Source organism: Mucilaginibacter sp. PAMB04168 (assembly GCF_039634365.2).
GTDB lineage: Bacteria > Bacteroidota > Bacteroidia > Sphingobacteriales > Sphingobacteriaceae > Mucilaginibacter.
On the sequence record NZ_CP155079.2, the window covers coordinates 4,374,177 to 4,387,330 of the forward strand.

Consider the following 13,154-nt stretch of genomic DNA (forward strand, 5'->3'; position numbering starts at 1 on the left):
TACTATCCTGCTGCAAACGCGGTTGCTTACTCGTTTACCAAGGTGACTACAAGCCCGGTTGCCAGTTATCTTTACCTGTTAATACGTTTCTAACGGTATACTGCTTAGCTTCCTTTGCTGTAAGCTGCTTGGCCCAGGCTACCCGGTCGGCAGTTTTAGCGCCCGGGCCGGTATTTTTATACTCGGCATAATAAGCTGTTTTTTCCTTCTCCGGAAACATAGCATCACCTTTCCAGGGGTTCCAGCCTTGCGGCACAATATGGCTGCCCATTTGGGTGTTCAAAAAAACCGTTTTGGCGTATGGGCGCCATGGTCTGCCTAAAAACACTTTTTTGGCGGCCGTATCAGCTATCAGCTTGCAGTTCAATAATACATAACCGTATGCTTGCTGAGGCGTTGTTGCAGCGGCGGTGATATAGGAGTTCATTAAGCTTTTAATGGTACAGTTTTGAAATACTACCGTTGCCTCGCCAAAAATAAAATCAGTGGTACCTTCAATATAACAATCCTGGTATAACTGGCGACTACTACCTGTAGCAGTATACAGCGTATCCTGGTTGCCTAAAATGCGGCAGCTTTTTATAACACAACGATCGCCTTCCACATGCAGGGCCACCGCCTGCCCTACCCTGCCTGCAGTGTTGGCTATAGTTAGGTTCTCAGCACGAAAATCATCACCCTGTACCAATACTGTGTAAGAGGTAAAAGTGCTCATCTTTTCTTTTCCGTAAGCATCTTTACCGCCGGGTACCGGTTTACCTGAGTAATCATCGTTAGTAACGATGGTATTCTCCGCGCTTTCACCAATTAAGGAAATATGAGTTTTCCAGGTGGGGATAACCAGCTTTTCGTGGTAAACACCTTTTTTTATATGGATGGTCACCTGCTGTTGCCCCAAATCGCGCACGGCATTAACGGCTTCTTGTATGGTTTTGTAATTGCCACTACCATCTTGCGCTACAGTAAGCTGCAACGGCAAAGCAGGCTGTTGTGCAAACAGCCTGCTTGTGAGCATTAAACCAATCAATAATACACGTAACACTTTCATGTAGCTATCTTTATTAATTATTTTGCAGTAGTAATTAACGCTTTGCTATCTGCACCGCTTTTAAACTCAGCTTTGTTTTTAGCTTTAGACAGGTTGGAGTTGATAACCTGTATATTGGCTGATCTTTTGCCGCCAATGCTGAACAATTGCTCGGTATTGGAACCAAAACGCAGGTTATCAAACTTGATACCGTTGCCGTTCAAAATACTGATTAACGGCTTAGTATTAGCGCTCTCTACATAAACGTTCTTCAGGGTTATATCCTGTCCCTCAGTAATCTCAATACCTTTTTTGGTTTTGAGCGAAATATTTTCCAGGTGAATACCTTTGATATTCATTTCAGGTAATCCTCTTACCATTAAAGCCTTATCGGCACCATTACAAGCTACGTTGCTGATGTAGATGTTCCGGAACTGTGGTGTTGCCTCAGTAACCGGCGGATAACCGCTATCGTTTGCAATTTCTTCTTCAGTTGGTGATTTGCCAGTGTAGTACATATCCAGCAGGATTGCGCTGGTTATGATATCCTTCATGGCGATGTTTTTAATATGGATGTTTTCTACAATGCCGCCACGGCCACGGGTAGTTTTAAAACGCAAGCCGATATCGGTAGTCATAAAAGTACAGTCAGACACAAAGATATTGCGTGCACCGCCCGACATTTCGCTGCCTATTACAAAGCCGCCATGGGCACGGTATACAATGCTGTTTTTTACAATCATGTTCTCCGTTGGCATACCGCGTTTGCGGCCTTCCTCGTCACGCCCCGACTTTACGCAAATACCGTCATCGCCGCAATCAAAGGTGCTGTTGTCAATCATTACATTTTTGCATGATTCCACATCTATACCATCGCCATTTTGCGCATACCATGGGTTGCGCACACGTACACCCTGCAAGGTTAAATCCTGGCACATCAAAGTATGCAAACACCAGGCAGCAGAATTTTGAAAAGTAGTATTTTGCAACAAAACCTTTTTGCAATTGGTTAGCACCAACATGTTGGGCCTGAAAAAGTCTTTGTACTGCTCGTTTGCAGCCGCGCTTGAACCCGGCTCAATATAACCGGCACGTGGTGTTTTAGCGGCCTTGGCATAACTTTCAGAAGGGTACCAGCTGCGACCGTTCTCACTCAATACACCGCCAGCAGCCAACTTTCTCTTCCAGTCCTCCTCGGTAAGGCGGTCTTTGCCAATTGCACGCCAAACCTCGCCGTTACCATCAATTACACCCTCGCCGGTTATGGCAATATTAACCAGGTTAGTACCCGAAATAGGCGACTCATTACGGTAGGCTGCATGGCCTTCCCAGTTGCCCTCAACCAATTTATACTGGCTTTTATCATCCGTGAGCTGTAAAAGGGCTGCCCGGCTTATGTGCAAGTTAACATTGCTTTTTAACTGTATGGGGCCGGTCATCCATAAACCATCGGGTACCAGTACCACACCACCGCCTTTGGCGCTGCATGCGGCAATAGCATTGTTGATGCTTTTAGTATTCAGGGTAATACCGTCAGATTTAGCACCATATTTAACAATATTGAATGTGTCTTTTTTAAATACCGGGCGGGCTATTTTAGGCAGATTAGTCCACGAATAGGGCTTGGTTTGTGCCCATACCGGTGCCGAAGCGCCCATTAATAACATCACTGCAAGTGCAGTTCTCTTTATATTTAACATTAGGTTTCTGGTTTATATCAGTTTTATCAAAATAACTTAAATGTTTACGAACAACCTTGACCAATATTAGCCAAAACATTGGCTGTAATTATCAAGAATTGGCCTTTACGATATGATTGGCCAGCTCCAATTTTAACTCTTCGATACTTTTTAACACCAGCTCGGCCATGCGGCGTGCGCCCAGCTCGCTAAAGTGCGTATCGTCTACTTTCCCTTTCGGGTAGTTAGGATTTTGGCCCGGTTCAAGGTGATTGTACAAAAATTTTGACGGCTCAACACCCAACTGCTGCAATAACTGCTGGCTCTTGGCATCCAGGTCAATAAGCGGAACATCGTTTCGCTGCGCCACTTCGCGTACTATCTGCGCATAAACCGTATGTGTTGATACCACATGACCAACACTATCGAACTTACGGCGTGCTACCGGCGTAATAAGTACGGGTATTGCCTGCTTGCTGCGTGCGGCATTAATAAACAGTGTAAGGTTCTTTCTAAAATCGTCTTCGGTGGTGAAACTTTTTTTGGTAGGTACTTCATCATTATGCCCAAACTGGATGAACAGGTAATCGCCTGCTTTCATCCCAGTTGATACCGGTTGCCATAAACCTTCGGTAATAAAGGTTTTGGTACTGCGACCATTTTTGGCGCGGTTATCTACCGTTATCGTACTATCGAAATAGTTAACAAAAGGCATTCCCCACCCGGTTTCAGGGTAATATTTTTTTTCTTTAATAGACAGAGTGGAATCCCCAATGAGGTATACCGTAACCTGCTTGGGCGGCGATAATGTAAATGATGTTAAAGATAAAAACAGTAATAAAAAGCAATTACGAAGCATAGGTAGTGTTGGGTTGTAAATACGGAATTTATCGTATTCTCATTAAATTCTTTTTATTGTTATAAGCACAAAAGCAAGGCAATTTAGCCTTGCTTTTGTGCTTGAGTACTTAATAGCCAGGATTTTGTTTAAGCCTGCCGCCGTAAGTATCTAATATAGCAGTAGTATAAGGGAACAGCTCGCTTTTGTTTGGAGTAAAGAAGCGGGCAATACCCTCCTGCAATGGCAGGTTATCAATTGATGCACCTGAGATAGTACCGGTTGATGATATTGAAAATACCAGATGCTGACGCCAGTCGGTACGGGTCCAACCGGTGGTTGGCGACGGAACCGCAGTGGTATAAAATGGATTGGTGGAAAAGTATTGGATTTCCTCACCATTGTTTTTCCAGTAAATATACTGTGGCACGTTGGCATAGGCACCTACATTATCTCTAATTTGAGTGATCTTTAAACGGGCTTCTGCAATTTTAGTACCCAGCAAATTCCAGCGAATCAAATCATACTTGCGAATGCCTTCGGCGCCAAACTCCAGGTAACGCTCATTTACAATAGCGTTAAAAAAGCCAGCCTTGTCGGTTGGCGTAACGCCAATTGCAGATTCATTTCCTTTAAATGCTCTTTTTCTAACCTCTTCAAAAGCGGCTATAGCTTCAGCCGAAGGTGCACCTTTTATTTCATTGTCGGCCTCGGCAAACATTAAAAGCACATCAGCAAAACGAATAATAGGCCAGTTATAACCTAGGTTCAACACAGTGCCAGGTAATGTCGGCGTGCGCCAGTCTCTTCTAAACTTACCGTCGGTAAGCTCGCCAAGCCTGCGTAAGCTTTTCAGATTTGTGGCACCTATAGCATAAATTGGAATGGTTACGTCTCTGCGCGTATCTAACGGATTGAATGCGTAGAAATAGTTAGGCAGCATAAGTATACCGCCACCACCTGTACCGTACCTTGATGCAGCGTTTATGCTTGGACCGTCATAGTTACCCATACGGCTGTCAGATATGCTGTTACCACCACCTGCGCCAACTTCAAACATAATTTCGCCGGCTGGGTCGGGTGTAAAGGCAGAGATATATTTCTTCCAAACATCTTCAAAAACCGGGTTAAGCGTATGCTGACTGCGATTGGCTGACGATATCAACTCAGCGCATTCATCGCGGGCAATGGTATAATATTTTAAGTAGTCGGGGCGGCGCTCCATTGTTTTGGTATCGGTACGCAAGGAGTAACCGCCTCTGAACAGGGCCAACTTTGCACGCATTGCTTTAACTGCACCTTTGGTAATACGCTCATTGCGGGCTACCTCGGTACGCCAGGGCACTAAAGTTTCCGCCAAAGCCAGGTCGTCAATTAAATGATCGTAAGTGGCGTCGCGGTTTGCAGCGGGTATATACAAATCGGGCTGTTTGTATGAAGGCTGAAACGGAGCCGGAACATCACCCCAATTTCTGATCAATTCGAACAGGAATTGTGCACGCAAAGTTAAGGCTTCGCCATGCAAACGCTTAAGCTCTTTTTGATCGGCTGCAGAGCCACTGGTATAAGCTGGCATTTGCGGAATCTGGTCTATACACAGGTTTGCTTTTTCAACCCCACGGTATAGCTGGTTAAAAGGGTTAGTTAGCTCAGTGTTCGATGTTTGCAACTGGTAACGGCCAATGCCACGACGACCGTTATCAATAGCACCGCTTACAATACCTTCATCCGTATCGTAAGGGTAATACAGGTTTAAGCGGATGCCATAACCATTATCGCCCGATAACTCGTCATAAACTCCTAACAAGGCGGTGGTGGCATTAGAGACACTTGAGAATGCCTGCTCGAGGCTATATTGTGATTGCGGCTCAACCTCTGTATATTTTTTGCAGCCACTGTAAGTAACTGCCGCTATACTGGCTGTAAATGCAATTATTGCTTTATTATAAAATTTCATCTTTATATTAATTTAAGATCTACTTAAAAAGTGATGTTAGTACCAAAAGTGAACAGACGCGCACGCGGATAACCTGCAAAATCTACACCTTGTGTTAAAGGATCGGTACGGCGGGTGCTAATTTCAGGATCGTAACCGCTGTAGCCGGTTATGGTGCCTACATTGTTAACCGTTGCATAAAAGCGTGCGTTGGTTAAGCCTACCCTTTTCACCAGGCTTTTAGGTAATGTATAACCGAAAGTTATGTTGTTGATACGCAGGAAAGAACCATCCTCAATAGCAAACGAGTGCAGATAATAACGCTGATTACGAACCGGAGACCATATTTTGGCATTAGCATTCAATGCAGCAAGTTCGGTTGGGTCGGTAACAACAACGCCTGCGCTGTTGATGTTGGTCCAACGGTCTTTCATGATGTTCAGCATGTTGAGGTTCAGGAAACTACCGTCTGTCCATTCCAGTTTGTTGGCATTGTACACATCGTTACCGTAAACAAAGTTCACGAATATACTCATGTCAAAATTCTTGTAGGAAAATTGGTTATTCCAGCCACCTGTAAACTTAGGGTTAGCGTTGCCTATAATCGTGCGGTCACGGTCTAACGTTACCTGGCCATCGCCATCAATATCCTTAAGCTTTACTGTACCAGGCTGCGGGGCACCAAAAACCGAGATATTACTCGGCACGCCATTTTTTAATGTATACACGCCATTGGCATAATTAAAATCGCTTATCTGGTAATAACCGTCGGTTACAAAGCCGTACATCTGGCCCACCGGTTTGCCTACCTGAACAATATAATCATCGGCACCGTCAGATCCTTGCCAGCCTGAGCTGCGGGTTTGCTGCGTAACTGTGCCCAGGCTCAGCACCTTATTTCTATTGAACGATATGTTAAAATTACTTGTCCAGTTAAAGTTTTTGCTGCGTACTGCCGTAGCATTTACCTGAAACTCAACACCCTTATTAGAGGTTGAACCAATATTTTGGAGCTGCCCGGTACTATAACCGGTAGTTTGCGGTATAGCGGCTAATAGCAGCAGATCTTTCCCTTTGTTAAAGTAAACATCAGTAGTAAACTGCACCCGGTCTTTAAACATCGAGAGGTCTAAACCAATGCTTTGAGAAACGTTGCGTTCCCAACGAAGATTAGGGTTAGCCAGTGCAGGCGTTGAAAAGCCCGGTAAAACAGTATGATTAAGCGAGTACTCGCCGGCTACACTATATAATTGCAGGTATAATAAATCGCCTATACGATTATTACCGGCCACACCATAACCTAATCTTAACTTGGCATCATTGATAAATGGCAGCTTTTTCATAAAATCAGCTTCGGAGAAACGGTAAGCCAAATTACCTGAAGGGAACAGCAGCAAACCATTGTCAGCAGCAAATTTTGATGAACGGTCGCCGCGCACCGTTACTGATGCCAGCAAGTTTTTGTCATACGCATAGCTTACCCTGCTGAACAAAGAAAATATACGGTTTGGAGGCGCTATGGTAGTGGTTGGCCGTGGCTGGGTTGAACCTGTTGGCGGCGAACCTAAGCCTAAGTTAGCCAGTGCACTGCTTGCCGAAATATCAGCTGGAAAATAACGGGTTTCAACTGTGGCCGCATTTGAACGGTATTCGTAAATCTCCTGACCAAGCAGAACACTAATGTCATGATGTTTGCCAATGCCGTTTTTTACGTATTGCAGCGTATTGCTGTTATTGATGGTAATGTTTCTTTGTGTAGCAATGGAAGCTAATGGCAGCGAACCAAAATTACGTGCAGTAGGCGTTATTTTACTATAGAATAGTTCTACTCTCGAGTTAGCATTATCAAAACCTCCTGTGCTTCTAAAAGTTAAGTCTTTGGTTATTTGATAATTGATATAACCGCTCAGGTTAATATCAGTAGAGGGCGAGTTGCGGTACTCCGCTTGTGTTAAAATTACCGGGTTTTGAATCTGGTTCGAATTCAGGTAGTAATCCTCATCAAACTGATCGCTGGTTGGTACGGTAGGCAAATCGAACGGACGATAAACGATACTGTGACGCAAACGGTTGGTGGTGCGTGTTCCGCTATTGGTAGTACCGGCACCTTTTACAACCTGGTCGGTATACCTCATGGTTACTCCTACCTTTAACTTGTCTGATGCCTGGTGATCTAACCTGAAATTTGTTAAATAACGCTTAAAGCCCGATTCCAGCAAAATACCATCCTCATTGTTGGCCGTTAAACTCAGGTTAAAGGTGGTTTTAACATCACCGCCGCTGATAGAAACATTGTGTTGCTGGAAAGCTGCCGACCGGCCAAAAACTTCATCCTGCCAGTTAATGAAAGGTTTGTTTTTATAAACTTGCAGCGTATCAAAAGTACTGCCGTACTGTTTAGCAAAATTATCGCGGTCGGTTTGGCTTGAACGTGTCCGCTCGTATTGCCATACAGTATAATCGTACGGACTAAGCACATCCATCGTTTTAGTGATCTTCCGGAAACCGCCTGCGCCATTATAAGCTACAACCGTTTTACCAGCCCTGCCGCCCTTGGTAGTAATAATTACCACACCATTAGCACCACGTGCACCGTAAATAGCCGTGGTTGATGCATCTTTTAATACGTCAACAGAAGCGATGTCTTGTGGTGAAATTACAGATAACGCATTTTCTACCTGGATACCGTCAACAATATATATTGGGGAGTTATCCTGCGTAATTGAGCTACCGCCACGTACACGGATCAAAACGTCGGCGCCGGGTGCACCTTCTGTTGTAGTTACCTGCACACCAGCCAAACGGCCTGTAAGCGCTTCGGCCGCGTTTGATAGGGGAATATCTTTCAGTTGCTTTGCACCAACTGATGATACTGAACCTGTCAGATCACGTCTTTTAACGGCCTCATAACCCACTACCACTACCTCGTTTAACTGGCTAGCATCATCATTTTGCATGGTAATGTTAAGCGGGTTTTGGTTACCTACCGCAATTTCCTGGGTTTTATAGCCAATGTACCGTACTACTAAAACCGCATTGCCAGTTGTGGGTACATTAATTTTGTAAGCACCATTAACATCAGTACTTACGCCCTGAGTGGTTCCTTTAACCAGTAAGCTCACCCCAATCAAAGGGTCGCCGCTTCTGTCAACTACCTTACCGGTTACTGTACGGGTTTGCGCCCATGCAGTACCGCATAGCAGTAAGAACATGAAAATTTGAAGTAATAATTTATTCATAATTTAAGATTGGTTTAAAAATTGCGTGCGCGAAATAAGCACATAAGCCGGCTGAACAAATTGCATGAACAGCCCTTAGCAAAAGCGTTACTTGCACTTGATTTAAAAAGAAAATTGGTTAATAAACTATATAATTGGTTAAACAGAAAAGTACTGCGAGTTTAACGTAAATGGTATATCGACAGTATTTTCTTAAACAAGATTACTCACTATGCACAAATAAACAAAGTTTATGAGCAACTAAAACTATGCAATCGTTCCCGGAAACGTTTGAGTAAAACTGCACGTTCAGGAGCAATTGCGTGCTAATTTCCTATGATATCAGGATTATTAAGTTTAAATTTAACCACCTATTATGTTCAAATCCTATACTATAAAAGATATAGCGAAGGCGCTGGGTTTATCTACCTCAACCGTATCCAGAGCACTCAATGGGAGCTATGAGATTGGCGCTGAAACTAAAAAGCTGGTACTGGAGTATGCCGAGAAGATTAATTACCGGCCCAATCCTATTGCTTTAAGCTTAAAGGAACAAAAGAGCCATTCTATAGGCGTGGTGGTTTGCGAGGTGGCCAATAATTACTTTTCGCAGGCTATAAACGGAATCGAATCCATTGCCTACAATTCGGGCTACCACGTTATCATTACCCAAACACATGAGTCATCAGCACGTGAGGCAGCTAACGTACAGCACCTGCTTTCGCGCCATGTAGATGGCTTACTTATTTCCCTTTCGGCCGAGACGACAGACACATCACCATACAAATACCTGCATGAGAAAGGCTTCCCGATTGTATTTTTTGACCGTATAGCACAAGATATAGACACACACCGGGTAACACTTAACAATTTTAAAGGAGCGTTTGAAGCGACTGAGCTATTGATCAATACTGGCTTTCGTAAAATTGCACATATTACCAGTACTAATAATCTCCTGATAAGCCGCGAACGTTTTGAAGGCTTTAAAGCTGCGCTGGATAAACATGGCATTGATTTTCCACGCGAATACATTAGATATTGCGACCACGGCGGCATGCTGCTGGATGAAGTAGAAACAGCGGTACAGGATTTAATGAGCTTGCCTGACCGCCCTGAGGCTATCTTTACGACTAACGACAGGCTAACCACCAGTTGTATCCCGGTTTTAAAAAAGTTAGGTTACCGTATCCCTTATGATGTAGCGCTGGCTGGCTTTACCAATTCAGATGTTGCCGAATCGTTCGATCCGCCTCTTACCGTGGTACGCCAACCTGCCTTTATGATGGGGCAACTGGCCACCGAAATGCTGATCAAGACCATCCAAAGCAAACATCCCATTTACGATTATACCACCCAGCAAGTGGAGACGGAGCTTATTGTGCGCGAATCTTCCAAAAAACTCAAATAAATCAAGCTCTTAAATTTTATAAATAAAAAAAGGAGCTAACCAAACAGTTAACTCCTTTTTTTAAGTGGCAAGAACTACTTTACAGGTTTAAACCTAACGTAAAGCCACGCACACCTTGTGCAAATGTTGGTCCGGCTGTAACAGCTCCTGTTTGCAGGTTAACTGCATACAAACGTGTAACACCGCTTACCGTAAACAGTGCATAGGCTGTATTGCTTGCACCACCAATATCAAAGCCGTTAGCGGCATCAATGTTAATGTTCAGTGAGCCTACTTCGACCAGTGTACCATCGTTAGGTGGCTCCTGGCGGTATAGTTTACCGGTTTGCGCGTTAATATCATAAAGCACTGTTGTAGCGGCACCTGCAAAGTTGTTGGTATAAGCCGCACCGCTTATTGATGAACTGGCTGGTGTAAGTGCACCATCAACCGCAACTACAGTACCGTCATTAGGGTTGAGGCGCAGGTTTTGGCCGGTGTTGCTCACTACTCTTATCCGATCAACCGTTGGGTTAAAATCAAACCCAAACGAAGTACCAGACAGAGCAGTACTGAAAGGGGTTGCACCAACTGCCGTTGCCACACCCGATGAGGCATTAACAGTATAAAGGCGACTTGTGCTACCTAAGGCATATAACTGGCCGTTCGCTGGTCTGAAATCGATTCCTAGTATAGTTTCATTTGCTTGTAAGCCGGTTATAGCTTTAGCTACCGGAGCAGGACTAGCCGGGTTAAAAATCAATAACTCGTTATTGGTACTTACTGCATAAGCTACAGGTGCTGTAGGTATAGCCAAACTAATTATTTTGCTATTAAACACGGCCGACTTATAAGCTTTGCCTGTAGTCAGATCAATTAAATACAGCCCTTGCTGATTATTTACTGTGATTGGTGCCAGCGCTGCTTTATTATCGTAACTAATGTCGAAATCAGCAACTTCAGTAGCTTCAACACCCAGGTTGCCTACCTCCACTAATTTGCCATCATTAGGCGGATCCTGCTTATAAAGCTTTTTAGTTACCGCATCAATGTCATATAAAATAGTTGTTGAAGCACCTGCACGGCTCTCTGTATAAGCCACCGAAGAAACTTTAGCGCCGGTTGCACCGTTTATAGGCGCATCGGTAGCAGCTACCAGGCCGGTTTCGGGATTAAGGCGCAGGTTTTGCCCGTTAGAGGTAACCAGGCGTATGCGGTCAACTGTTGGGTTAAAGTCAAAACCTACGGCAGTGCCATCAATTGCAGGGGTAAATGGAGTGCTGTTTATAGCACGTGCTACACCGGTAACGGGGTTAATTACATATATACGGCTACCACTGCTTACACCGTATAACTGGCCGGTTGCAGGTCTAAAATCAATAGCAAGCATATTTTCACCTGTTGACATGCCTGTAATATTAACCAGCGGATTTACGTCAAAACCATTTTGTGCGTTAAACGCAATCAATTTATTGTCTTGCCGTAAAGCATAAACATTTACATTAGGCGCAATCACCAGCACGTCGCGATCATCATCACGGTCCCGATCCTTTTTGCAGGATGATAGCGTAACAACAAACGCTACAGCGCACAGTAGTATCGCTTTTAAGGGTCTAAAAGTTCGAATTGTTTTCATAAATATTGATGTATTAAAAAGTACCGACGCAGTGAGCGCCTTATATAATTAGGAGAAGGGACATGTATTAGCCGTTGGGCGGAGGCGTTAAAACGGCAGGATAAATTGAAATAACTGAACTGGTAAGATACCTTGTAAAAGAGGCTATACGGGTAAGTGCAAAAATCGGCTTAAAATTGGCAACATTTAATGAGGCATAACACTTAACTTGTTCTCCTGCATACCTTCCATACTCACTACTTTCATCATCACTTTGCTCCTTCTCACTTGCCGACAATACAGCCATGGTTTTCTTCACACCCGCATAGCCGTATATACTAACTAATAGTACCCGGCCAATAAAAGCCGTCAGTAAAATTAAAACAACAAGCTTACCCAACGGCTGAGCCGCAATGTAAGTACCTGGTTTTGATTTCACTTGGTTCATATAATTTTACGCAGCTGGCATCTGCCATTTAATACCACTTACGCAATTACAATGCTATGGGATTTGTAGAGTTCCATTTTTACTTACAACTTAAAAGAGTGAAAGCGGATTGATGATTTAAACATCTATAATCAGCGAATAAGGATATAGGGTTTTATCTTACGCAGCACTTCATCGTCAAGAATGGCAATATTATGCAGTTCATCAAACGATTCGTAATCGCCATGCTGCTTGCGGTATTGTACAATGGCGTTGGCTTGTTTGTAGGTAAGGTACGGAAAGTCTTTCAGGTCTTCCAGTTCAACCTTATTTACATCCTTGCGTTGCACTTTACGATTATCCAGTTTAAACTGTGCTTGTATATCGTGGTAGTGCATATCGTCCATGCCGAAAATTTCCTTTAACTGCTGTTTACTATGAAACCCGCCCAGGCGATTGCGGTACTGCACTATACGGCGTGCAAAGCCGGGACCAATGCCTTTTAACTGAGTAAGTGTTGCAGAATCGGCCGTGTTAAGTTCCACTATTATGCCGGGTGCGCTGCTTTTGCCATTACCGTCTTTAGCAGGCAGCAAAATGTAGGGTTCTAAACGTTTGTAATCATCAGCACTTAGCGTATACATCTTTTTCACATCGGCTTTGGTGTAGAATTTACCGCCTTTGGCTTCATAGTTTTTTATGCCCTTAATTTGCCGCATACTCAAACCAAGCTTTTCCCACTGAGCAATGGATAGCTTATTGGGATTAAAAGCAAACAAATGCACATTGGTAGTCCTCATGCCCGTATGGTCAGCATTATATGCATCGCCGGCCGCACCAGCCCGTTCCAGTTGCGCCACCGCCTGGTTAAATTTCTTAAAATTTAAAGGCTTATCTTTATGAAAATGTTTGTACGCCGGCGGTATAGCCAATACAACAACAATCAGCAGTATCAGTATAACCAGCCCGTTCCATTCAGTTTTGGTTATAGCGAAGTAATTTTTAACGGATGGTTTCAATTGCGATA

At 43.9% G+C, this 13,154-nt stretch carries 9 protein-coding genes; 1 reads left to right on the forward strand and 8 read right to left on the reverse strand.

Translation table 11 applies throughout. From position 1 onward, the window contains the following. Nucleotides 1–46 precede the first annotated feature (46 nt). From ABDD94_RS18470 to ABDD94_RS18490, 5 genes are all read right to left on the reverse strand, one after another. A complete protein-coding gene (locus ABDD94_RS18470; RefSeq protein WP_345953472.1) occupies nt 47–1,048 on the reverse strand; it encodes a pectinesterase family protein in 1,002 nt (333 codons plus the stop codon). Nucleotides 1,049–1,065: 17 nt separating this feature from the next. Continuing rightward, on the reverse strand, nt 1,066–2,727 hold the full coding sequence (locus tag ABDD94_RS18475) for a glycoside hydrolase family 28 protein (RefSeq protein ID WP_345953473.1): 1,662 nt from the start codon (nt 2,725–2,727) through the stop codon (nt 1,066–1,068). Between the two features lie 91 nt (nt 2,728–2,818). Further along, nucleotides 2,819–3,565 carry a rhamnogalacturonan acetylesterase gene (locus ABDD94_RS18480; protein WP_345953474.1) on the reverse strand — a complete coding sequence of 249 codons (747 nt, stop codon included), beginning with the start codon at nt 3,563–3,565 and terminating at the stop codon, nt 2,819–2,821. Nucleotides 3,566–3,674: 109 nt separating this feature from the next. Next, nucleotides 3,675–5,501 carry a RagB/SusD family nutrient uptake outer membrane protein gene (locus ABDD94_RS18485; RefSeq protein ID WP_345953475.1) on the reverse strand — a complete coding sequence of 609 codons (1,827 nt, stop codon included), beginning with the start codon at nt 5,499–5,501 and terminating at the stop codon, nt 3,675–3,677. A 23-nt stretch (nt 5,502–5,524) separates the two neighbouring features. Then, a complete protein-coding gene (locus tag ABDD94_RS18490) occupies nt 5,525–8,719 on the reverse strand; it encodes a TonB-dependent receptor (protein ID WP_345953476.1) in 3,195 nt (1,064 codons plus the stop codon). A 355-nt stretch (nt 8,720–9,074) separates the two neighbouring features. Here ABDD94_RS18490 and ABDD94_RS18495 point away from each other — a divergent pair, with 355 nt between their 5' ends. Next, on the forward strand, nt 9,075–10,106 hold the full coding sequence (locus tag ABDD94_RS18495) for a LacI family DNA-binding transcriptional regulator (RefSeq protein WP_345950616.1): 1,032 nt from the start codon (nt 9,075–9,077) through the stop codon (nt 10,104–10,106). Between the two features lie 79 nt (nt 10,107–10,185). Here the strand turns inward: ABDD94_RS18495 and ABDD94_RS18500 are convergent, their stop codons facing one another. The 3 genes from ABDD94_RS18500 to ABDD94_RS18510 all read right to left on the reverse strand — a co-directional run bounded on the left by ABDD94_RS18500 (nt 10,186) and on the right by ABDD94_RS18510 (nt 13,146). Then, entirely contained in the window at nt 10,186–11,721 is a 1,536-nt protein-coding gene (locus tag ABDD94_RS18500) for a DUF4394 domain-containing protein (protein ID WP_345953477.1), read from the reverse strand. 67 nt (nt 11,722–11,788) lie between these two features. Next, entirely contained in the window at nt 11,789–12,148 is a 360-nt protein-coding gene (locus ABDD94_RS18505) for a hypothetical protein (protein WP_345953478.1), read from the reverse strand. Nucleotides 12,149–12,279: 131 nt separating this feature from the next. Continuing rightward, nucleotides 12,280–13,146, reverse strand: coding sequence for a helix-hairpin-helix domain-containing protein (locus tag ABDD94_RS18510; RefSeq protein ID WP_345953479.1), 867 nt, complete (start codon nt 13,144–13,146; stop codon nt 12,280–12,282). Nucleotides 13,147–13,154 lie beyond the last annotated feature (8 nt).